The sequence below is a fragment of the Bacillus sp. D48C genome, from assembly GCF_053345735.1.
The window spans coordinates 196,694-218,716 of record NZ_JBKFAQ010000002.1 but is presented as its reverse complement, the minus strand read 5'-3'; the positions used below and the strand labels follow the sequence as shown (position 1 = coordinate 218,716).

20 protein-coding genes and 2 pseudogenes are annotated in these 22,023 nt (G+C 34.6%); 17 read left to right on the top strand and 5 right to left on the bottom strand.

The features are described from left to right. Positions 1 to 28: 28 nt before the first annotated feature. The 7 genes from ACLBXA_RS06205 (at position 29) to ACLBXA_RS06175 (ending at position 7,683) form a co-directional block, all read left to right on the top strand. Entirely contained in the window at positions 29 to 1,204 is a 1,176-nt protein-coding gene (locus tag ACLBXA_RS06205) for an NAD(P)/FAD-dependent oxidoreductase (RefSeq protein WP_447617144.1), read from the top strand. Next, positions 1,201 to 2,238 (top strand): proline racemase family protein, encoded by a 1,038-nt coding sequence (locus ACLBXA_RS06200; protein WP_447617143.1) that lies wholly within the window; start codon positions 1,201 to 1,203, stop codon positions 2,236 to 2,238. The genes ACLBXA_RS06205 and ACLBXA_RS06200 overlap by 4 nt, the downstream gene beginning before the upstream one ends. Further along, positions 2,235 to 3,176, top strand: coding sequence for a proline racemase family protein (locus ACLBXA_RS06195; RefSeq protein WP_001025577.1), 942 nt, complete (start codon positions 2,235 to 2,237; stop codon positions 3,174 to 3,176). Before ACLBXA_RS06200 ends, ACLBXA_RS06195 begins: the two co-directional genes overlap by 4 nt. 22 nt (positions 3,177 to 3,198) lie before the next feature. Next, complete coding sequence (gene dapA / locus ACLBXA_RS06190) at positions 3,199 to 4,095, top strand: 4-hydroxy-tetrahydrodipicolinate synthase (protein ID WP_001169450.1); 897 nt, start codon at positions 3,199 to 3,201, stop codon at positions 4,093 to 4,095. 17 nt (positions 4,096 to 4,112) lie between these two features. Further along, positions 4,113 to 5,597, top strand: coding sequence for an aldehyde dehydrogenase family protein (locus ACLBXA_RS06185; protein ID WP_000920980.1), 1,485 nt, complete (start codon positions 4,113 to 4,115; stop codon positions 5,595 to 5,597). Positions 5,598 to 5,727: 130 nt separating this feature from the next. Next, positions 5,728 to 7,218, top strand: a complete 1,491-nt coding sequence (locus ACLBXA_RS06180; protein WP_081143709.1) for an alanine/glycine:cation symporter family protein — start codon at positions 5,728 to 5,730, stop codon at positions 7,216 to 7,218. 72 nt (positions 7,219 to 7,290) lie between these two features. Continuing rightward, the gene (locus tag ACLBXA_RS06175) at positions 7,291 to 7,683 is read left to right on the top strand and encodes a carboxymuconolactone decarboxylase family protein (protein WP_001999958.1); all 393 of its coding nucleotides are present in this window, start codon (positions 7,291 to 7,293) and stop codon (positions 7,681 to 7,683) included. A 66-nt stretch (positions 7,684 to 7,749) separates the two neighbouring features. Here the strand turns inward: ACLBXA_RS06175 and ACLBXA_RS06170 are convergent, their stop codons facing one another. Beyond that, positions 7,750 to 8,391, bottom strand: coding sequence for an HD domain-containing protein (locus ACLBXA_RS06170; RefSeq protein ID WP_000874108.1), 642 nt, complete (start codon positions 8,389 to 8,391; stop codon positions 7,750 to 7,752). Positions 8,392 to 8,497: 106 nt separating this feature from the next. Here ACLBXA_RS06170 and ACLBXA_RS06165 point away from each other — a divergent pair, with 106 nt between their 5' ends. The 4 genes and pseudogenes from ACLBXA_RS06165 to ACLBXA_RS06150 all read left to right on the top strand — a co-directional run. Continuing rightward, the gene (locus ACLBXA_RS06165; protein WP_001245262.1) at positions 8,498 to 9,001 is read left to right on the top strand and encodes a GNAT family N-acetyltransferase; all 504 of its coding nucleotides are present in this window, start codon (positions 8,498 to 8,500) and stop codon (positions 8,999 to 9,001) included. Between the two features lie 233 nt (positions 9,002 to 9,234). Next, positions 9,235 to 9,900, top strand: coding sequence for a lytic polysaccharide monooxygenase (locus ACLBXA_RS06160; protein WP_000742282.1), 666 nt, complete (start codon positions 9,235 to 9,237; stop codon positions 9,898 to 9,900). A 160-nt stretch (positions 9,901 to 10,060) separates the two neighbouring features. After that, positions 10,061 to 10,990, top strand: a complete 930-nt coding sequence (gene ppaC, locus ACLBXA_RS06155; protein WP_000416871.1) for a manganese-dependent inorganic pyrophosphatase — start codon at positions 10,061 to 10,063, stop codon at positions 10,988 to 10,990. 71 nt (positions 10,991 to 11,061) lie between these two features. Then, positions 11,062 to 12,122, top strand: a pseudogene (locus ACLBXA_RS06150) (M3 family oligoendopeptidase); the annotation flags it as partial. A 28-nt stretch (positions 12,123 to 12,150) separates the two neighbouring features. Here the strand turns inward: ACLBXA_RS06150 and ACLBXA_RS06145 are convergent. Further along, complete coding sequence (locus ACLBXA_RS06145; protein ID WP_000789485.1) at positions 12,151 to 12,339, bottom strand: DUF4017 family protein; 189 nt, start codon at positions 12,337 to 12,339, stop codon at positions 12,151 to 12,153. A 241-nt stretch (positions 12,340 to 12,580) separates the two neighbouring features. Here ACLBXA_RS06145 and ACLBXA_RS06140 point away from each other — a divergent pair, with 241 nt between their 5' ends. The 3 genes from ACLBXA_RS06140 to ACLBXA_RS06130 all read left to right on the top strand — a co-directional run bounded on the left by ACLBXA_RS06140 (position 12,581) and on the right by ACLBXA_RS06130 (position 15,120). Next, a complete protein-coding gene (locus tag ACLBXA_RS06140) occupies positions 12,581 to 13,030 on the top strand; it encodes a DUF6884 domain-containing protein (protein ID WP_000824878.1) in 450 nt (149 codons plus the stop codon). Positions 13,031 to 13,219: 189 nt separating this feature from the next. Beyond that, entirely contained in the window at positions 13,220 to 13,954 is a 735-nt protein-coding gene (locus tag ACLBXA_RS06135) for an N-acetylmuramoyl-L-alanine amidase (protein ID WP_000135285.1), read from the top strand. Positions 13,955 to 14,289: 335 nt separating this feature from the next. Continuing rightward, positions 14,290 to 15,120 (top strand): GH25 family lysozyme, encoded by an 831-nt coding sequence (locus ACLBXA_RS06130; protein ID WP_017763253.1) that lies wholly within the window; start codon positions 14,290 to 14,292, stop codon positions 15,118 to 15,120. A 391-nt stretch (positions 15,121 to 15,511) separates the two neighbouring features. Here ACLBXA_RS06130 and ACLBXA_RS06125 read toward each other — a convergent pair whose 3' ends face one another. The 3 genes from ACLBXA_RS06125 to ACLBXA_RS06115 all read right to left on the bottom strand — a co-directional run bounded on the left by ACLBXA_RS06125 (position 15,512) and on the right by ACLBXA_RS06115 (position 17,256). Further along, the gene (locus tag ACLBXA_RS06125; RefSeq protein WP_000877576.1) at positions 15,512 to 15,964 is read right to left on the bottom strand and encodes a hypothetical protein; all 453 of its coding nucleotides are present in this window, start codon (positions 15,962 to 15,964) and stop codon (positions 15,512 to 15,514) included. A gap of 134 nt (positions 15,965 to 16,098) precedes the next feature. Continuing rightward, positions 16,099 to 16,455: a hypothetical protein gene (locus tag ACLBXA_RS06120; RefSeq protein WP_000606231.1), complete on the bottom strand. Its 357-nt coding sequence runs from the start codon at positions 16,453 to 16,455 to the stop codon at positions 16,099 to 16,101. A gap of 177 nt (positions 16,456 to 16,632) precedes the next feature. Continuing rightward, entirely contained in the window at positions 16,633 to 17,256 is a 624-nt protein-coding gene (locus tag ACLBXA_RS06115) for a hypothetical protein (RefSeq protein ID WP_000287734.1), read from the bottom strand. A 1,120-nt stretch (positions 17,257 to 18,376) separates the two neighbouring features. Between ACLBXA_RS06115 and recQ the strand changes: the two genes are divergently transcribed. The 3 genes and pseudogenes from recQ (at position 18,377) to ACLBXA_RS06100 (ending at position 21,836) form a co-directional block, all read left to right on the top strand. After that, positions 18,377 to 20,494, top strand: a complete 2,118-nt coding sequence (recQ, locus tag ACLBXA_RS06110) for a DNA helicase RecQ (RefSeq protein ID WP_000494275.1) — start codon at positions 18,377 to 18,379, stop codon at positions 20,492 to 20,494. A 25-nt stretch (positions 20,495 to 20,519) separates the two neighbouring features. Next, positions 20,520 to 20,903 (top strand): gamma-glutamylcyclotransferase family protein, encoded by a 384-nt coding sequence (locus tag ACLBXA_RS06105; protein ID WP_000274901.1) that lies wholly within the window; start codon positions 20,520 to 20,522, stop codon positions 20,901 to 20,903. A gap of 182 nt (positions 20,904 to 21,085) precedes the next feature. Then, positions 21,086 to 21,836 (top strand): annotated as a pseudogene (locus ACLBXA_RS06100) (class I SAM-dependent methyltransferase). Positions 21,837 to 22,023 lie beyond the last annotated feature (187 nt).

The window sequence follows — 22,023 nt, the reverse complement described above, 5'->3', positions numbered from 1 at the left end:
AGAGGTTTAGGGAAAGGAGGAGTATATTGTGAGGCACTGCGACGTTTTAATTATAGGTGGTGGAATAATAGGGTGTTCTATCGCTTATTACACTTCAAAATACGGAAGAGACGTAACAATCATTGAAAAAGGAGAATTTGTCAGCGGGACGTCTTCACGGTGTGATGGGAATATTTTGGCCATTGATAAAGACCCAGGGTTTGATAGTCAAATGTCTTTAGTAAGTCAAAAATTAGTAACTGATTTAAGTGAAAAATTAGAGCATTCATTTGAATATAGGGCACCAGGAAGTATTCTCGTATGTGAGTCAGACGAAGAGATGGAAGCTGCGCAGCAATGGGTAGATCGGCAAAAAGAAGCTGGATTACCGTTTCGAATGCTTGATAGGCAAGATATAAGAGAAGAGTCGCCTTTTTTTGCTGATGATTTATTAGGCGGTTTAGAATGTGCGACGGATTCAACTGTGAATCCATATCTCCTTGCTTTCTCGCTTCTGTCAGAGGCACAAAAGTTTGGCGCAAAAGCCTTTAAGCAGACCGAAGTAAAGAGTATGAAAATAGAGACGAATGGTTCATTTGTTGTAGAAACTACGAATGGTACTTTTACAGCAAAACAAGTTGTAAATGCAGCCGGTGTGTGGGCTCCTAAGATTGGTCAGATGTTAAATGTAAATATACCAATTGAACCGAGAAAAGGGCATATTATGGTAGCATCAAGGCAACAACATGTAGGATGCCGTAAAGTAATGGAATTCGGTTATTTAATTTCTAAATTTGGCGGAAAAAGAAAAGTAGATGCTTTAACTGAAAAATACGGGGTTGCGCTCGTATTTGAGCCTACTGAAAGTCAAAATTTCTTAATTGGAAGTAGTCGTGAATTTGTAGGGTTTCATACGAGAATAAACAATGAAGTCATTAAATGTATCGCAAATAGAGCGACTCGCTTTTATCCGAAAATGGCAGATATGATGGTAATTCGTTCTTACGCTGGTTTACGTCCGTGGACAGAAGATCATTTGCCGATTATTTCACGAGTGGAACATATTCCGAATTATTTCATTGCCGCTGGACATGAAGGGGATGGGATTAGTCTTGCAGCAGTTACTGGGAAAGTAATTGAAGAGTTATTAAATGAAAAAGAGACAATTATTCCTATTGAACCACTTCGTTTGAGTCGTTTTACAGAAAGGGTGTTAAACGGATGAGGTCACAAAGAGTCTTTACGACTATTGATACACATACGGGCGGGAATCCAACGAGGACATTAATTAGCGGACTTCCAAAGTTGATTGGAGAGACGATGGCAGAGAAGATGTTACATATGAAAAAGGAATATGATTGGATTCGAAAATTGTTAATGAATGAACCGCGTGGTCATGATGTAATGTCAGGGGCATTATTAACAGACCCGTGTCATCCTGAGGCTGATATAGGTGTTATATACATAGAGACAGGTGGATACTTACCGATGTGCGGTCACGATACAATCGGTGTATGTACAGCGTTAGTTGAATCAGGTTTAATTCCAGTAGTTGAACCGATTACTTCTTTAAAACTAGATACCCCGGCTGGCTTAGTGGAAGTAGATATTGCTGTTCAAGATGGAAAAGCAAAAGAGGTATCTTTCTGTAACATACCAGCTTTTTTATTGAAAAATATTACTGTACACGTCAAAGACATTGGAACTGTAGAGGCTGATATTGCGTATGGAGGGAATTTTTATGCCATTATTGATGCGAATTCAGTAGGCCTAGAATTAGTACCAGAAAATGCATCTACAATCATCGATAAGGCGATTCATATAAGAAACACAATTAATGAGAAGTTTGAAATCATTCATCCAGAGTATTCGTTTATTAGAGGATTAACACATGTTGAATTTTATACAGATGCTACTCATGGATGTGCGAATGTGAAAAATACAGTTGTTGTACCACCAGGCGGAATAGATCGATCCCCATGCGGTACAGGAACATCTGCGAAGCTAGCTGTATTATACGCTCAAAAAGAAATCAAAATTGGTGAAGAGTTCATTCATGAGAGTATCGTTGGTTCTTTATTTAAAGGATATGTCGTGAATACGACACATGTTGAAAATATTGAAGCTGTCATAACGAAAATTACGGGATCAGCTTGGCTTATGGGTATGCATAAATTTTTTTACAATGAAATGGATCCACTCAAAGAAGGATTTTTGCTAATTCCGCCGATGGAACATGAAACGGAGGATATAAAATGAACATTCAAAAAATGTATACAGCAGTAGACGTACATGTAAATGGCGAGGCATTTCGTGTAATGAAAGACGTACCATGCAAATACTACTACAGTTTGGAGCAATTAAATGAACAATTTTCAGGTGAATTAGCAGAAGAGAGGAAGCTTTTATTAAATGAACCACGTGGTTTTATCGGTTTGAATGGGTGTATTGTCGTTCCATCTATCCATAATGAAGTGGATGCAGCTGTATTATTTTTTAATCATGAAGGTTCGATTCCGCTTCATTATGGGGGCATTGTTGCGGTAATAACGATGTTACTCGAAAGTGGGTATTTAAAAAAGAGAGAGTCCAATCAATACAAAATTGAAACGTTATCTGGAATATTTTTAGTTCATGCGTATGTAGAGAATGATGAAGTTGTATCTGTTTCGTTTGAAAGCAAACTTTGCTATTTGATTGAGGAAAATTTACAGGTTGGTAATGTAAGTTATTCTCTCATACAAGCAGATAAAGTATATGCAGTTGTAGAAAAAGGTGCGTATTCGCCAGAAATTCGTGTTGAAAACATTCCAGAATTGAAAAGATGGGGAGAAGCTACACTGCAGGTTATACAAAAACAGTCGCTAATAAAAAGGCTTATTTTAGTAGATCCTTCGCAAAAAGAAAAGAACCATATAAAGTCGATTACATTTCATGAAGATAACTTTATCGTACGTTCGCCAGGTTTTGTTTCTACTATCGTTTCCTATGTTCATGCGTTATTTAAAAATGATTATATGGCGGATAAACCTTTTAAAAATGAAAGTATATTTAATAGTTTTATAACTGTGGAAAAAGTGAAGAAGGAGGAGCTAGGGTACATTTTCCGTTTTGAAAGTAGAGGATTTATTACAGGAATGCAGACGTTTCTATTAGACCCTACGGATCCATTTCCGGCAGGGTTCTTATTAAAATAAAATGTGATAAGGAGAGATAAATATGCAAAAAATTAAAGGGGCATTTCCAGTATTAATAACACCGATGGATGAATTTCAGGAAATTAATTGGGATGGGGTAAAACAAAATGTAAATTACTTTATCGAACAAAAGGTTGCAGGCATCATCATTAATGGAAGTACAGGAGAGTTTGTAAGTTTATCAAAAGAAGAGCGATTTAAAATGGTAGAAACCGTTTTGAAAGAAATTGATGGCCGTATTCCAGTCATTGTTGGAACTGCTGCGGAAACCACGAAAGAAACAATTGAATATACGAAACATGCAGAAGCGCACGGAGCGGATTGTGCATTAATTATAAACTCTTACTATTGTAAACCGAAGGAAGAGGAGATCTATTTTCATTTTAAAGAAATCTCAAACTCTGTAAATATACCAATTATGTTATACAATAATCCATTTACTTCTGGTGTTGATATGAGTACAGAGCTAATGCTCCGTATTGGAAAAGAGTGTGAAAATGTTACACATATTAAAGAATCTAGCGGAGATATTCGAAAAGCAAGAGATTTAGTAAGACAAAGTGAAGGGGCTTTCCAAGTCTTCTGTGGTTCTGAAGATTTAGTTATGGAATCATATTTAGTTGGTGCCTCGGGATGGGTTTCAGTAGCAGGAAATATCGTTCCTGGTCTCGTTACAAAAATGTATGAGCATTTTCAAAATGGTGAATTAGAAAAAGCATGGGAAATAAACGATGCTATTTTACCACTTTGCGAGTTTCTTGAAGGGTCAGGGAAATATGTTCAAATCGTTAAACGTTCCATGGAATTACATGGGCAAGCGGGAGGACCTTCTCGCTATCCAAGACTAGGATTAACTGTTAACGAAGATCAAAAGCTTCAAACGATTTTATCAAATATTGCAGCTCATGCAGCTGTTTAAATAAGGAGGAGAACATAATGTTAAAGACAAATATTGAGCTGAAACCAAAAGTGGAAGCGTTTTTAAATGAAGAAATTAAAATGTTTATTAATGGCGAATTTGTTTCTGCTATTGGCGGAAAGACGTTTGAAACGTACAATCCAGCAACAGAAGATGTTTTAGCAGTCGTATGTGAAGCGCAAGAAGAGGATATTGATGCTGCAGTAAAAGCAGCAAGATCTGCATTTAAATCTGGTCCGTGGGCAGAAATGACTACTGCTGAAAGAGCGCATCTTATTTATAAATTAGCAGATTTAATTGAAGAACATAGAGAAGAGTTAGCGCAATTAGAAGCTTTAGATAATGGGAAGCCGTATCAAGTAGCACTTGAGGATGATATTTCAGCGACTGTAGAAAATTATCGTTATTACGCAGGATGGGCTACAAAAATTATTGGGCAAACAATCCCGATTTCAAAAGATTACTTAAACTATACGAGACATGAACCTGTAGGTGTTGTAGGTCAGATTATTCCGTGGAACTTTCCGCTCGTTATGTCTTCTTGGAAAATGGGAGCTGCACTGGCGACAGGTTGTACGATCGTATTAAAACCAGCAGAGCAAACACCTTTATCCTTACTATATACAGCAAAACTCTTTAAAGAGGCTGGATTTCCAAACGGTGTTGTAAACTTTGTACCAGGCTTTGGTCCTGAAGCAGGAGCGGCAATTGTAAATCATCATGACATTGATAAAGTTGCTTTTACAGGATCTACTGTTACAGGAAAGTATATTATGCGTCAGTCTGCAGAAATGATTAAGCATGTAACGTTAGAGCTTGGCGGCAAATCACCAAATATCATTTTAGAAGATGCGGACTTGGAAGAAGCAATTAGTGGTGCATTCCAAGGTATTATGTATAATCACGGTCAAAATTGTAGCGCAGGATCACGTGTATTTGTTCATCGTAAACATTATGAAACTGTAGTAGATGCACTTGTGAAAATGGCGAACAACGTAAAACTTGGAGCAGGTATGGAGAAAGGAACGGAGATGGGTCCACTCGTATCTAAGAAACAACAAGAGCGTGTGTTAAATTACATTGAGCAAGGGAAGAAAGAAGGTGCTACAGTTGCGGCTGGTGGTGAACGTGCGCTTGAAAAAGGTTATTTCGTTAAGCCAACTGTATTCACAGACGTTACAGACGATATGACAATCGTTAAGGAAGAAATATTTGGACCAGTTGTTGTTGTACTTCCATTTGATTCGACAGAAGAAGTAATTGAACGAGCGAACAACTCATCTTATGGCCTTGCTGCGGGTGTATGGACGCAAAATATCAAAACGGGTCATCAAGTGGCAAATAAATTAAAAGCAGGAACAGTGTGGATTAATGATTATAACTTAGAAAATGCAGCTGCACCATTTGGTGGATACAAACAATCTGGTATTGGCCGCGAATTAGGTTCATATGCGCTTGATAATTATACAGAAGTGAAAAGTGTTTGGGTAAATATAAAGTAATAGGGCGTTTTACTGACAAAAATTGAGGGATGAAATAATGAAAGATGCGGACAACTAGAAAGTTTGATAATAGTTGTCCGTTTTCTTATATACAAAATTGTTTTTCAAAAGAATGATAAGGGGGATTTGGATGGAGAATTTAGTAGAATGGTTAGTAGGGCAAGTGTGGAGTATCGGTTTAGTTGTTTTTGCATTAGGGGCAGGCGTATATTTCACGATTGCAACACGCTTTTTGCAAATTCGTTATTTTAAAGAGATGATTAAACTATTATTTGAAGGAAAGAGTTCAGAGACGGGAATATCATCTTTTCAGGCATTTTGTTTAGCCTTATCAGGAAGAGTTGGAATTGGTAATATCGCAGGGGTAGCGACAGCAATCGCTTTCGGCGGGCCTGGAGCTGTATTTTGGATGTGGGTAATGGCTTTGTTAGGGGCAGCGAGCGCGTTTGTTGAATCAACATTATCTCAAGTATACAAAAGTAAAGTAGGGAATGAATATCGCGGCGGTACTCCATATTTCATTGAGAAAGGTTTAAAAATGAAATGGTTTGCAGTCATTGTAGCGGTAGTTGTAACACTTTCATATGGCGTGTTATTACCAGGTATTCAATCTAGTAGTATCGCAGTTGGATTTGAAAACTCTAATGGTATTAACAAATATATAACTGGTATATTTTTAGTCGTGTTACTAGCAGCAATTATTTTTGGTGGTGTAAAGAGAATTGCTGGCGTTTCTCAAATGCTTGTTCCATTTATGGCAATTGGTTATGTAATTGTTACATGTATCATATTAATTGCGAATGTAACGGAGATTCCAAGTATGTTTGCTTTAATTTTCTCTAGCGCATTTGGTGTAAATGAAATGTTTGGTGGAATTGTTGGTGCAGCTATTGCATGGGGCGTAAAACGCGCTGTATTTTCAAACGTTGCTGGTGTCGGAGAAGCGACGTATAGTTCGGCTGCTGCTGAAGTATCGCATCCTGCAAAACAAGGATTAGTTCAAGCGTTTTCCGTATATATCGATACAATTGTCGTATGTACAGCGACAGCTCTTATGATATTAATTACAGGTATGTATAATGTTATACCTGAAGGGAAACGCGCTATTGTAAAAAACATAGGAAGTGTGGAAGCAGGTCCAATTTATACGCAACAAGCAGTTGAAACTGTGATGACAGGGTTTGGTCCAATATTTATTTCAATTGCAATTTTCTTTTTTGCATTTACAACGTTACTCGCTTATTACTATATCGCTGAAACGACACTTACTTATTTAGATCGTCAATTGAAGTATGGCTGGTTAAAACCAGTTTTAAAATTTGGATTTTTAATTATGGTTTACATCGGTAGTGTTGAATCAGCGTCGCTTTTATGGAATCTCGGAGATTTAGGAATCGGTAGTATGGCATGGTTAAACTTAATCGCGATTCTATTATTAAGTAAAATCGCATTAAAAGTGTTAAAAGACTATGAAACGCAGAAAAAAGAAGGGAAAGATCCAGTATTTGATCCTAAAAATGTAGGGATTGAAGGATTAACATTTTGGGAAGAAAGAAGTAAAGAGGTTGAAAGGAAAAGTTCTAGAGAAAAAGTTATAGTAGATGATAATTTAAAATTATAACGTAAATTAACTGAAAATTCTTGATTTAAAAGAAGGTATATTGCCTCCATTTCATCGCATACTACAATAGGTATGGATAATATGACTGGAGGGAATAAGATGGAACATGAGCAACATAGTTCGATAAATGATATTCTACATCATTATAAAGAAGGTATAGGTAGTTTTACAAATCAAATTCCTGAAATCGCTGAGACATATAATGCGTTTACGCAAGCTTGTTTTCAAGAGGGTGCTTTAACAAAAAGAGAAAAACAACTTATTGCATTAGGAATTAGTTTAGCAACGCAAGATGAGTATTGTACAATTTATCATACAAAAGGTTGTCTTGATCAAGGATGTTCGGATAAAGAGATTCTGGAAGCATGTGGTGTTTCAGCAGCATTTGCTGGCGGAGCTGCGATGAGTCAAGCGGTAACTTTAGTGCAAGAGTGTTTAACAGAACTGAAAAATCAAAAGCATTGAATAAAAAAACGTTTTAAACTTTATGTTTAAAACGTTTTTTTATGTGAAATTAAATTTGTATTCACTTTAGTATTCTATATCTTCATAAATCGAATTCTCTACATCAGGAAGAACTGTGTATATACTCTTACCGATTAAAGCTTCTAATTCTTTCTTAATTGCATAAAACCCTTTCCAATGTAAAGATGTATGAGATGTTGTACCATGACGCAAACCAACGGAAATTAATCTTCTTTCCAGCGTAGTAAAGCCATCCGCGTCAGCAAGAGCGTCACAAAGAGTAATTACTTTATTGTATAAGTCGTAGTTACTATGTTCATTCAATATTGCAACCAACCGGCTTTTCATATGGTCAGGAACGAGATGCCATTCCGCTGCGATATCTATATGTTCATTTTTACAGGGAAACGAGTGTGTCACACAAATAATGGCGTTTCCTGCATATCCTAAATCATTCATATACATATAACCATCATAGGAATGAATGACCGATTTGGTAAAACCTTTGTATCTTCCGATATCATGCAAAAGGGCAGCGTTATATGCTATGTCAGCGTCTAGGTCATACCCTTTTTTGATAAGCTCTATAATTATGTTTTCAGTTGCATGAGCAACATGTAGTGAATGTTCAAACCAAGGGCCCGGGTTTTGTTCATATGCCCATTCGAGTAATTCTTTTGCGTACGTTCTATCTAATATATATTTCATATAGTTATCCTTTCACTAAAAAAATCATATCCTAAATAAATTCATCTTATTATTTCATTATTCCTTCTTTAAAAATTGTTACAATGAAACAAAAGGGGGAAAAGTAATGCGAAATTTAGTAATTGAAGAAATTAAGCAACTAGAAAATGATATGGAAGAACTTTCGAAACTTTTGAAAACGGTTGTAAATGATGGGGCATCAATTGGTTTTTTGCCTCCACTGGAACAAAAAGACGCAACAAAGTATTGGCAAACAGTATTAGCGCCAGAAGTGATATTGTATGTGGCTAAAATAAACAACGAAGTAGCAGGGAGTATTCAATTACAATTAGTTACAAAGCCTAACGGAATTCATAGAGCCGAGATTTGCAAATTAATGACTCATCCAAACTTTAGACGTAACGGTATTGGACGATTGCTTATGCAAAAAGCAGAGGAACGAGCGAAGCAAGAAAACAGGTCTCTTTTAGTATTAGATACTAGAGAAGGAGATCCTTCCAATAAATTGTACAAATCACTAGACTACCAAGAAGTTGGAACAATACCAGGGTATGCAATTTCTCCGAATGGAAAGTTAGATGCTACGGTTCTTTATTATAAATGCATATAAATTGTGATTAAAAGGTTATCATACTGAATAATAAGAAACTATTTTAACACCGTCTATATTTTTCTGGCGGTGTTAAATAAATTTATTGATATAATCCATTTAACGCACTAAATGAATTTGAGAAAGTTTTTAGAGGGTTCTTTTAGTAATGATTCTCGTCTTATAATAAATGTAGAGAAGATGACTAGCCAACTATAGTTATTTTCGCTTTATTATCGGAAGGGGATGAAAGAATGAAAAAGAATAGTTTACAAAAGATGAAGAAAGTTATTTTAAGTGGTGGCGTATTACTTACGGGATTATTAACATTTGGATTTTCAGAAAAGGCTTCAGCTCATGGTTATGTAGAATCACCAGCGAGCCGATCTTATTTATGTAAGCAAGGGGTAAATGTAAATTGTGGACCGATTCAATATGAACCACAAAGTGTAGAAGGGATAGGGGGATTTCCGCAACTAGGACCTTCTGATGGACAAATTGCAGGGGCTGGTCATTTTCCTGCTTTAGATGTTCAAACTGTGGATAGGTGGAAGAAAGTTACGTTAAATGGCGGGACGAATACATTCAAGTGGAAACTAACTGCTCCTCATAGTACGAAAGAGTGGAAATATTATATTACGAAAAAAGGCTGGAATCCAAATAAACCTTTAACGCGATCAGATTTAGATTTAGTGCCATTCTATGTGAAAAATGACGGTGGGGCTAGACCAGGGACAACAGTAACGCATGAAGCAAATGTACCAACTGATCGTAGTGGATACCATCTTATTTTAGCTGTTTGGGAAATTGCAGACACTGGAAATGCGTTTTATCAAGTTATAGATGTAAACCTTGTGAATAATGGCTTAGCTTCAAATTTCGCTTTTAACAACGTAGTGCAAGCTCCTACACTATTTTAATTGAAACATATATTTCGATCATCTAATTCATTTTAGATGATTTTTTTTATGAAAATGATGAAAAATATAGAAGAAAGTGCAATTATTTATAAAAAAATATGCTTTAAATATTGTCATATTTGCTTCTTTAAGATATCCTTTTCATGAAGAGGTGGAAAACATGGAAAAAGTACTAGTTTTCGGGCATAAAAACCCAGATACAGATGCAATTTGTTCTGCAATTGCTTATGCAGAATTGAAAAAAGAATTAGGAATGAATGCTGAGCCTGTACGTTTAGGCGAAATCAGCGGTGAAACTCAATTTGCGTTAGACTATTTTAAAGTAGAAGGACCGCGTTTTGTTGAGACAGTAGCAAGCGAAGTGGACAACGTTATTTTAGTTGACCATAACGAGCGTCAACAAAGTGCTAACGATATCGAATCAGTTCGTGTGTTAGAAGTTATTGACCATCACCGTATTGCTAACTTTGAAACAAGCGATCCTATATACTATCGTTGTGAGCCAGTTGGATGTACAGCTACAATCTTAAACAAAATGTACAAAGAAAATGGCGTTACAATTCGTAAAGAAGTTGCAGGTTTAATGTTATCTGCAATTATTTCAGATTCTTTACTATTCAAATCTCCAACTTGCACAGAACAAGACGTAGCAGCTGCTCGTGAATTAGCGGAAATCGCTGGTGTAGATGCTGATAGCTACGGCTTAGAAATGTTAAAAGCTGGTGCTGACTTAAGCGGAAAAACAATGGAGCAATTAATCTCTCTTGACGCTAAAGAATTCCAAATGGGTAATGCGAAAGTTGAAATCGCACAAGTAAACGCTGTTGATACAAACGACGTTCTTGTACACCAAGCGGAACTTGAAAAAGTAATTTCTGCAGTAGTAGAAGAAAAAGGTTTAGACCTATTCTTATTCGTTGTAACTGATATCTTAACTAACGATTCTGTCGGTCTTGCGATCGGTAAAGCAGCAAACGTTGTTGAGAAAGCATACAACGTATCACTAGAAAACAACACAGCTACATTAAAAGGTGTTGTATCTCGTAAAAAACAAATCGTACCAGTATTAACAGAAGCATTCCAAGCTTAATTTTATTGAGTACACATAAACAGCAAGGACAAGTAGTCAGATTGGCTACTTGTCCTTTTTTATCTCTAAAAAACAGAAAATTAAATGCAGGATTTAATAATTATAGTGAGTATGCCTTTAAACAAAAAAATAGAGATTACAGTATTGAAGATTGTTTTAAGTTTCATGAGTCGATAGAAAAGTGTGTTGTACCAATTTGGAAACAGTTAGGAAGTTTTCTTAAAAAGAATCTTGATGTAAAAACGTATCGTCCCTGGGATCTTGCTCCTTGTAATTTGCAAAAATATCCATTTGAAAATTATATTAATTTATTGGATGGAATTGAAGAAATGTTGCGGAAGACAGATTCATGTTTTCATGAGGAATTTACTCATATAAGGAAAGCGGGATTAATTGACGTACAAGAACGGAAAAATAAAGCACCAGGAGCTGCTTGCTTTACCTTATCTCATAGTAAAGACGTTTTTGTTTATTCTAATTTTAGTTCTTCATTTTATGCGATTCATGCATTAATACATGAATTGGGGCATGCATTTCACTTTTATAAACAATTTAACAATGAAAGTAGTATGCAGGAAAGATACCTTCGTGAAGAGGTGGCGGAACTTTATTCCCTTAGTCTTGAATTACTATTAATGGATAAGCTTAATATTTTTTATACGCAAGAGGATGATTATAAAGAAGTACAGCAAGCTCAATTATATCGTACTTTATCGTTATTAATATCGTCAGTTTCAGGAGATGTATTCCAGCACTGGCTTTATACAAATCCAAACCATTCACCAGAAGAGCGAGATGAGAAATATATTGAACTATGTAAAAGGTATCAATATTCATCAGTTGATATTGCAGGAGTAGAGAATGAAATTGGTTCGAGTCATTTCACTTTGTTCAGTTTCCTTTTTATAAAATTGAATATGCAATTGCGCAAATAGGAGCGATGCAATTGTTTCAAATTTATCGAGAGAATCAGGAACAAGCGATTGCTTTCTTTAAAGAGGGAGCGAGTTCAGATTGGAATTTACCTATACAGGAAATATATATAAATACAGGTGTTGCGTTTGACTTTTCGGAAGAAAGGATACAAAGTACTGCAAGGGCTATTTTAGATTTGATTAACGAATTAAAATAAGGATAGCGTTAGCTATCCTTATAATCGTTTATTCGTAAGATTTTTTCTTGTTTATATAAAATGTGATTATCGCAGTAATGAAGAAAATAGGTATCGCATACACTTGCCCAACAAATAACTTCCAGCCGACATAATTATAGCCTTCAGATGCTGGGATGATAACGGAAATAACGCAAACGATAAAATAGACTAATAGTGCAGGGATAATATTTTTCATTTTTATGAACCTCCTTTTTAATTATATCTATACATCCTTATGTTAAAATTTATATTTAATATTTTGAAGAAAAAAAGCAAAAATTTTTATGGTATTATAATATTTGCAATGAGAGTGATCCATAGTACGTATATGGTAAAATGTGTAATTTTAGCTTTCGGAATTATTATATAGTATTTCGAGAGAAAAATGTACAAAATAACGAATTTTATTTACAGAAGTAAAGGGAGTAGAAATATATATGAAAAGGCTATGTATAATTCCTTGTGGAAAAAAGAAAATTTGGGATAAGCACTCAAACTACGGACCGATGGAAGCAAAAGATGTATATATTAGTCCGTTCGGAAAAGCATGTCAGGCATACGCAACTATGTTTTTCGAAAACTGGGTTATATTATCAGCGAAACATGGATTTTTAAGACCAAATGATATTGTATTAGAAAACTATGATCTTGCATTTGATTCAAAAAGCGATGAGGTAATAAGTATAGAGCAATTACAAAAACAGTTGGTAGATAAAAGTTTATTACAGTTTGACGAAATCGTCTTACTAGCAGGAAAAAAGCATAAAAAAGTAGTGACAAAGTTATATCCAGAAGAAATGATTACATATCCGCTAGAGGGGTGTAAAGGGATTGGGTATATGTTGCAGAGGTTGAAAGAAGCTGTGAAGGAAGGGGAGGAAATATAGGTGAAGTTTCAGTGATTTTAAACTCTATTTATTTAGGGAGCTTAGGCATCGCCGAAAGGGTGATGCTTTTTTGTTCGTGCCGTCAATTTTAGAAAATGTAGGGTGTATGGGTACAGTTAAGATTGTAAGTGGGAATAGCAATAAGACAAGTTTTGAATAGAATATTAAGAAAGGAGATGTTGATGAATAATGGCTAGATATAGTTTGCACGGAGGACATAATAGTATTGTTCAAGGTGCTAATTTCGGGAATCGGAAAGAACACGTTCTGGATAGGCAAGTTAAAGATGCCGTGGCGGCTAAGTTAAGAGCCTTAGGACACACGGTTTATGACGATACGGACGAGGTAGGAACAACTCAATCACAAAATTTAAATAATATCATTCGTAAAAGCAATTCCCATGCTGTGGATTTAGTTATTTCTTTTCATCTTAATGCAAGCGATGGAAATGGACAGGGTGTTGAGGTTCTGTATTATGATCAGAAAGACTTGGCGGCTAAAATCTCAGCTCAACTAGCAAAAGATATTGGATGGCGTGATCGAGGTGCAAAACAGCGTACAGATTTAGCGGTATTAAATGGGACGAAAGCACCTGCTATTCTTATAGAATTAGGATTTATTGATAATGAATCTGACATGGCAAAATGGAATGTTGATAAAATCGCTAATTCTATTGTGTTTGCTCTTACAGGACAAACTGGAGGAGGTACAGTGGATTTGCTCAAAGTAAAAACTGGCGGTGTAGCATTTAGTAATTTACAAGCTTTGGCTCAAGCGATGGTTGATGCGGGTATTGATGGACAAATTGTCGTTCAGAAAGATGGCATTGGTTATGCTATAACGAATGGCTATCCAGCTGGAAATATCGATAAATTTACAGCTTGGTTAGATGCGCGTAAGTGGTACTATGAGTATGTGAGATAAAGTAAAACTTTAATCAGTGGGTTAAAAATACAAGTTGGCTTTTATTATTTTAATGGCTCACGATAATATACTATGTAACCACAAATATGGACAATGTATATAATTAAAACCACCTATCAAAAAGGTGGTTTTAATTATATACTTTAGTTTTTTTGAATAATCATCTTTTAAATCTATAATAATATTCTATTTTTCGATACATAAGTTAAATTTTAAATCATTATCAATGAATACAAAATCTCTACTGCTAATTAAAAAACTGACTTGATTGTTTAAGGGATAAGAGCAAAAAATACAATCTCTGAATATGATAATAAAAAAGGAGATGATGAATAATGGGTTACATTGTAGATATTTCAAAATGGAATGGCAATATTAACTGGGATATCGCAGCCCCACAATTAGATTTCGTAATTGCACGTGTGCAAGATGGTTCAACTTATGTTGATCCTTTATATAATAATTATGTACAAGCAATGAAAGTAAGAAATATTCCGTTTGGTAATTATGCGTTCTGTCGTTTCGTTTCAGTAGAGGATGCACGGATAGAAGCAAGAGACTTTTGGAACCGTGGTGAAAAAAATGCCACAGTTTGGGTAGCTGACGTAGAAGTAAAAACAATGAATGATATGAGAGCGGGTGCACAAGCATTTATTGATGAATTACGTAGATTAGGAGCTAAGAAGGTCGGTTTATATATTGCTCATCATATGTATGCTCCATTTGGAATAGCAAATGTCAATTCTGATTTTGTATGGATTCCTCGTTATGGTGGTAACAAACCGGCGTATCCATGTGATATTTGGCAATACACAGAAACAGGGAATGTAGCTGGTATCGGAAAATGTGATTTAAATGAGCTAATTGGAAATAAACCGTTAGCTTGGTTTATAAATCAAACTGTTGAGCCAATAAAGAAACAAGAAGGGGTTGGAATTATAGTGAATAAATATAACAAAGTAGTTACTTATGAATTTGGTGTAAATTTAATTCCTGACATGATTCAAATGATGGATAAGCTTGGATATACTTCTAAAATAATATCTCCCGGAAATAACCAAGGACTTGTGTATTTCGAGACAGATTATCGTCAAGGGAACGAACTGGACAAAGTAACGGCTTGGTTAGATACGAAAGGAATTAAATTTTTTTATACAAAAGAGTAGTTTGCTAAATAAAAAGCCGTCATGTGACGGCTTTTTATTTTTATGTAATCTTCTAAATCTAGTTATAATATGGAGAAAATAGACTAATAAACAAGCCTTTGTATACTTTCAAACATAGAATATGATGAATTCTATTAAGGAGGAAGCATATCCATGGGGAATACTTGTCATTGTGGGCATTCCCGAAATTGTAATAAATTTTGGGATAATTTAATGTTTGGGAGATGTAGATGTAAACGCAGTGATTTTCACGAATGTTGTTGCAAAGAGAAACCGAAATGTGAGTGTGAAAAATGTCATTGTAAAACGAAACCGAAATGCCATTGTAGAGATGAAGATGAAGGGTATTAATAATAAAAAAGAGTACGATACGTACTCTTTTTTAGGGTGGTTATATTCCATCTTGAACAGATTTCTTTACAATTACCCATGTGTCTTTCTTTTTAACCGTTATAGCTACATTAGTTCCATTAGATTCCTTATAAAAGATATATCCATTGTTTGAGTTTACATATGTTACTGGCTCACCTATGCAATCTCGCGAGCAGGATTTGTTGACCAGTTCAATTAGGGATAGTTCGCTTGGATCGGTTTTACTTGCTTCTATAACAGCATCAAGGTTTGTTTTTCGATAACCTTGCAAGTTTATATGAAAAAGCTGCTCTATTTCTCCTGTAATGCTAGTATTCATTACTTCTACTGAATTCTTTTTTTCTTGAAGAAATCCGTTTTCATAAAGTAATTTTGTATATCCAATCCATGCTATTAATACTAGCATGAAAAACATACCCGTCATTTTAAGCATTCGAAGTCGTTTACTTATAATTGTTTCTGAGTATTTCATTCAGTCTAATCCTCCAATGTTTTTAATTTAAAATATGCTTGGATACATACTTTTAGAAGAGGATGAGAATGAATGAGTTTTCAATAAAAAAGAAAACATCCAGAGCTAGATGCTTTCCTTTTTTGTATGTTTCGCTATCTGTTAGTTACTTGTTTCATCAGCGGTCTTATTTCTTTAACTGGTGGTTTCTTATCATAGGCATCAACGTAAGAAAAGTAGTAGTTTAAGTTTCTTAGAAGACCTTTTCCTATTTTTGCACTTAAGAAAGGAAATACTTGTCCAGTATAATCATCGAGAGATTTACAGTAATATTTTTCATCTAAATATATACTGTATTTACATGTTAGTTCTACTAAAGGATTCCCTTCATCATCAAATACTTCTTTAGAATCAATAATATCTATTAGTGCAAATTTTTCATTTAGGTAAACTTTCTTTTTTTTCTCGTGTTTATTTGTAAGTATAAAAACGAGCCCAATCGCGTTAATCAAACTATTTCCTCCTATAAAAAACGGATATTAATAAAATATATCGATATAAGCTAAATGTAAAGAGGAGAGGTGAAATATCATGGAGAGAAAGTTAAATAAGCCGATTTATGTTTGGGAATCGACTTATTTTATCAAGTATTACTTAGTAGTAATACCTACTCTGATTAACATTTCACTTTATTGAAATACTTGTGGGAATTGTTTTACGATTGCGTTTGTTATCATGTCGGCCATTTCTAATGCTTCTTTTTCAATTTTATCGTAAAGTTGTACTCCTGCTTCATAATCTTTATTTAGGAAGGTAAGTGCTTCTGCTTTCGTTAGTGCTAAATGTTCATAAAACATTTTTCGGAATTCTTCTTTTCCTATATATGGGTTGATGTTATTAAGAAACTCAACGATTTCATCACCATTAGCGTACCATTTTTTCTCTATAGCGGCAGCTGCATTTTGATCACCAGTTTTTGCGGCTTTAACAAGATCTGCTGCAATGACTAAGTGATCCTTAATTAATGCACTATATTTTTTTACTGCATCTTCACCGTAAAATGGTTCAAGTGATAGTCCCATATGTGTTGCGTTTTGTAGAAGGCGTCCAACAGTAACGTTAACATCGGGTAAATTAAATACAATACTTATAATAGCCAATCTCGTCCAAGCGACGTGTTGTTCCCATAAAGAACGCATATACCCTTTTAAAAAATTCTCGTTTTTACTAATTCGGTAGTTACGTACGGATAAATCATAGTTTACATAAGGGTTATGGTAGGGGGAGTAATACGATTGCCAATAAGAATACATAAATAGTAACACTCCTTTGAACATGTATAACTCAAAGTATGATATAGATTTATGTTTAGTTACGTGTCCTAGATTATTTTTAGGGAATTTGAATTGGAGAAATTAGGTGAATGATCTTGTGGTATATATGAATAAATTGAATATAAAGTAAAAGAGGGTCTGCAAGGGAAGTTACAGACCCTCAAAAGGGTATTGCCGAGATGTCGGACTCGACTACGTAATGTTATCATAAAATTCTTTTGAAAAAACCTGGTAAATGTGTCCAAATGAAATTGGGACCTTAATAAAGTCAAAGAGACCTGCTTCCCGCGGCAGGCCCCATTAACTAGATAATGTCGATGAGCAAAAACTCATCTGGAGTACTTTCATAGTAACAAGTAAAATGTGTTTTGTGTATTGAGAAAGAAGAATTGCATAATTATATGTGAACAATTAAAATCCCAACAATTTATGATTATCATTAATTGTTGGGATTTAAATATGGTTATAAAATGGAAAAAAGACTTGGAAGTGAGATTGAGGTGTAGAAGTAAGTAATCATGAAAAAGACCTGCTAATATAAGCAGGTCAACTTAAGGGGTTTATCCAACAGATTATTATATATGGTAACAACTGAATTGTAGTAAGTCTATACATTTAATATTGAGAAAAATTCTGCGAATGATATATTTTTTGCGCATATATTAACATCTAAAAAGTTGAGAAAGAAAATTAAAAAGCTTTTTATAAGAGAATAATGGTTGGTACTTATAGTATGATTCATATTTCCACGCATCATTATTAGAGAATTGGAGTTGTGTTGTTTTCTTTTTTGCCGTGATGGAACTCATATTATGATGTTTCATATAGAAACCTCCTGAATTTATATGTATACGATTAGTAGTATTCAAGAAAGGGAAATAAAATGAATATTTAAATTGAAACTCTTTCTTCATGTTTACTGGATTTACGTTATAAATGTTGTAAAACATATAAAACATGGATGCTAATTCATATTAAATAGGTGGAGAAACATAGAATAATGAAAAAATAATAAGCATCTATTCATCTCTTTCAAGTCGCATAAGTGATTGATATAATAGAAGTAGATGAAAGATAAAGAAAAGCAGGTGACTCTTTTTTGTTTACTAAAGCACAAGAACTTTTAGCGTCCTATTTTGGTTATTCTTCGTTTCGAAGAGGACAAGATGAAACAATTAAAAATGTACTAGATGGGAAAGATACAGTATGTATTATGCCAACGGGTGGCGGTAAGTCGATTTGTTATCAAATTCCGGCATTAGTATTTGAAGGAACGACGTTGGTTATATCGCCTTTAATATCACTTATGAAGGATCAAGTAGATACATTGGTACAGAATGGCATTTCAGCTACATATATTAATAGTTCTATTTCTATTGCCGAAGCAAATCAGCGAATTCAATTAGCGAAACAAGGACATTACAAATTACTTTATGTCGCGCCTGAGCGTCTTGATTCGATGGAGTTTGTTGACCAACTTATCGATATGAAAATCCCTATGATTGCGATTGATGAAGCACACTGTATTTCACAGTGGGGACATGATTTCCGTCCAAGTTATTTACATATACATCGCATATTAGATTATCTTCCAGAAAAACCGCTCGTATTAGCATTAACAGCAACAGCAACACCGCAAGTACGTGAGGACATTTGTAACACACTTGAAATTAATCAAGAAAATACAATTATGACAACGTTTGAGCGTGAGAACTTATCGTTTTCTGTCATTAAAGGGCAAGATCGAAATGCATATTTGGCGGATTATATTCGTCAAAATCAAAAGGAATCTGGGATTATATATGCAGCTACTAGAAAAGTAGTCGATCAGTTATATGAAGATTTAATGAAGGCTGGAGTTTCTGTATCAAAATATCATGCTGGTATGAGTGATAGTGATCGAAATGAGCAACAAGAACTCTTTTTACGAGATGAAGTAAGTGTAATGGTAGCAACATCTGCATTCGGGATGGGTATTGATAAATCGAATATTCGTTACGTAATTCATTATCAGCTTCCAAAAAATATGGAAAGTTACTATCAAGAAGCAGGACGTGCTGGTCGTGACGGATTAGATAGCACATGTATATTGTTATATTCTTCTCAAGATGTACAAGTACAGCGTTTTTTAATTGATCAATCAACTGGAGAATCACGTTTTTCAAATGAACTTGAAAAATTGCAAAATATGACCGATTACTGTCATACAGAACAATGTTTACAATCATTCATTTTGCAATACTTTGGAGAAGAACCGAAAGAAGATTGTGGACGCTGTGGTAATTGTACAGACGATCGCGAGAGCATTGATGTGACAAGGGAATCACAAATGGTTTTATCATGCATGATTAGAACGAACCAACGCTTTGGGAAGCAAATGATAGCGCAAGTATTAACGGGGTCGAAAAATAAGAAAGTTATTGAATTTAATTTTCATACTTTACCAACGTATGGGCTTTTATCGAACCGTAGTGTAAAAGAGGTCAGTGAGTTTATTGAGTTTTTAATTTCAGATGAGTTAATTGCAGTTGAACATGGCACTTATCCGACGTTAAAAGTAACAGAAAAAGGGAAAGAAGTATTACTTGGTAAAGAGAATGTTTTACGAAAAGAACGAGTAGAGACAAGACAAATTGTACAAGACCATCCTTTATTTGAAGTGCTTCGTGAAGTACGTAAAGAAATTGCACAAGGAGAAGGTGTACCTCCGTTCGTTATTTTCTCTGACCAAACATTAAAAGATATGTGCGTGAAAATGCCGCAAAGTGATTCCGAATTGTTGACGGTAAAAGGTATCGGAGAACACAAACTTGTGAAATATGGCTCGCACTTCTTACAAGCAGTTCAGCATTTTATTGAGGAAAATCCAAATTACGCTGAAACGATTAAGACAGAAGTAGTTGCAGAGCGTAAAAAGTCAGGAAAAGCGTCCGCAAATTCTCATTTAGAAACGTATGAAATGTATAAACAAGGTATTGATTTGAATGAGATTGCAAAAGAACGTAACTTATCAAGACAAACAATCGAAAACCATTTAATTCGCTGCTACGAGGATGGAATGGAAGTAGAGTGGCAAAGTTTTGTTCCAGCAGAGTATGAATCTCTTATTGAAACTGCCGTTCAAAATGCTGAGGGTGGTCTGAAATCTATTAAAGAACAGCTTCCGAATGAAGTGAGTTACTTTATGATTCGTGCTTATTTACAAATAAGAAAGTAGAGACATATAAAGGGGATAAGATTTTATGTATCATGTTTTCGTTTATGGCACGTTAAGAAGAGGACAAACGAATGCTCATTATATGTTAGGTGCAACGTGCATTGCAGACAGAGCTTGGACATATGGAAAATTATTTGATACGAATGAAGGATATCCGGCTATGACTTATTCGATTGAAGAAAAGGTGTATGGAGAAGTTTATGTAGTAAATGATGAGATATTGTGTAAGTTAGATGAACTAGAAGAATATACAGGTAATGCGGAGACCGATTTATATGATCGAATCACGCAAACAGTATATGTTGCTGATAGGGAAATAGAAGCATATGTGTATATCGCTCAAGATAAAAAGATGATATTGAAAGTTATTGATTCTGGTGACTGGGTGGAGTATCAAAAAGAAAAATAAAAGTAGCTAAAGAGTAGATAGTGGAATAATCCATTATCTATTTTTTATACTTTCACTTTCAAAATTCTTATTATTTTGATGAATTGTAAATATAGGGAAATCAAAAGGAGGATTTTTCATGGGCATTAGAAATTTAGTTTCTCACCTGTAACAGAAAAATAATTTGCAGGAGGAGAATAATAATGAACGAATTAAATGTAAAAGAATTTTATAAAAAACAATTTGAACTAATAAGCTATGATATAAATAATGAAAATTGGTTACAGGAAGTTGCTAAAGAAGTGCAAGAACAAGTTGGATATCCAATTCAGACGATGTTAGAACTAGGAGCTGGAAATGGCGGATTTGCAAGGGCGATGTCTAATTTGAATGTAAAAATGACTACTGTTGAGCTTGTACCGGAGTTAGCTATGTTTGCAAAAGAACATGCTACTAATGATATTGAGGTTCATTGCGCCGATTTTTATAAAATTAACTTTAAAGAAAAGTTTGATGTTGTTATTTATTTAGACGGATTTGGTGTAGGAACAGATGAGGAACAATTGATTCTATTAAAACGAATTAAAAATTGGATGATGGATGATGGATGATGGATGTGCACTTATTGATATTTATCAACCGTTATATTGGGAAAAGGCCAATGGACAAGAAATGCCGATAGGTTCTGCAATGCGAAAGTATGAATATGATAGTGAAAATGCAAGAATGCTAGACCATTGGTGGGAAATAGATTCTTCAAATGATATCGTGACACAATCTTTACGCTGCTATGCTGTAGGTGAGATTAGTAATTTATGTGCCGAGGCTCATTTAAGTATAGTTGGGATTTTCCCAGGAGGAGCGCATGATTTTGAAGCTGGGAAATATAAAGAGCGATCCTCTTTAAATGAATGTTTATCATATCGAATAAAAGTAAAAAAGAGTAGGGATTAAATCCTTACTCTTTTTACTTTTATTGTGTGAATAATTGTCGTTTTTGTATACATCAATTTAATATATGTGTAGTTGTGTGATTTAAATGTTGCATATTCTTTTTAAATTAGAAAGATGAAAAGTAAGTTTTTTCGGAAAATTTAAATAGAAACTATTGACTTTATGATTGGATTTTTAATACAATGAT

What these genes read in the sequence shown, in the direction of transcription:
- ACLBXA_RS06115 (WP_000287734.1), bottom strand. Translation starts at nt 17,256, where the DNA reads ATGTATTCTTATTGGCAATCGTATTACTCCCCCTACCATAACCCTTAT.
- ACLBXA_RS06125 (WP_000877576.1), bottom strand. Translation starts at nt 15,964, where the DNA reads ATGAAATACTCAGAAACAATTATAAGTAAACGACTTCGAATGCTTAAA.
- ACLBXA_RS06170 (WP_000874108.1), bottom strand. Translation starts at nt 8,391, where the DNA reads ATGAAATATATATTAGATAGAACGTACGCAAAAGAATTACTCGAATGG.
- ACLBXA_RS06165 (WP_001245262.1), top strand. Translation starts at nt 8,498, where the DNA reads ATGCGAAATTTAGTAATTGAAGAAATTAAGCAACTAGAAAATGATATG.
- ACLBXA_RS06185 (WP_000920980.1), top strand. Translation starts at nt 4,113, where the DNA reads ATGTTAAAGACAAATATTGAGCTGAAACCAAAAGTGGAAGCGTTTTTA.
- ACLBXA_RS06105 (WP_000274901.1), top strand. Translation starts at nt 20,520, where the DNA reads ATGTATCATGTTTTCGTTTATGGCACGTTAAGAAGAGGACAAACGAAT.
- ACLBXA_RS06130 (WP_017763253.1), top strand. Translation starts at nt 14,290, where the DNA reads ATGGGTTACATTGTAGATATTTCAAAATGGAATGGCAATATTAACTGG.
- ppaC (WP_000416871.1), top strand. Translation starts at nt 10,061, where the DNA reads ATGGAAAAAGTACTAGTTTTCGGGCATAAAAACCCAGATACAGATGCA.
- ACLBXA_RS06135 (WP_000135285.1), top strand. Translation starts at nt 13,220, where the DNA reads ATGGCTAGATATAGTTTGCACGGAGGACATAATAGTATTGTTCAAGGT.
- ACLBXA_RS06180 (WP_081143709.1), top strand. Translation starts at nt 5,728, where the DNA reads ATGGAGAATTTAGTAGAATGGTTAGTAGGGCAAGTGTGGAGTATCGGT.
- ACLBXA_RS06195 (WP_001025577.1), top strand. Translation starts at nt 2,235, where the DNA reads ATGAACATTCAAAAAATGTATACAGCAGTAGACGTACATGTAAATGGC.
- ACLBXA_RS06200 (WP_447617143.1), top strand. Translation starts at nt 1,201, where the DNA reads ATGAGGTCACAAAGAGTCTTTACGACTATTGATACACATACGGGCGGG.
- ACLBXA_RS06145 (WP_000789485.1), bottom strand. Translation starts at nt 12,339, where the DNA reads ATGAAAAATATTATCCCTGCACTATTAGTCTATTTTATCGTTTGCGTT.
- dapA (WP_001169450.1), top strand. Translation starts at nt 3,199, where the DNA reads ATGCAAAAAATTAAAGGGGCATTTCCAGTATTAATAACACCGATGGAT.
- ACLBXA_RS06140 (WP_000824878.1), top strand. Translation starts at nt 12,581, where the DNA reads ATGAAAAGGCTATGTATAATTCCTTGTGGAAAAAAGAAAATTTGGGAT.
- ACLBXA_RS06160 (WP_000742282.1), top strand. Translation starts at nt 9,235, where the DNA reads ATGAAAAAGAATAGTTTACAAAAGATGAAGAAAGTTATTTTAAGTGGT.
- ACLBXA_RS06175 (WP_001999958.1), top strand. Translation starts at nt 7,291, where the DNA reads ATGGATAATATGACTGGAGGGAATAAGATGGAACATGAGCAACATAGT.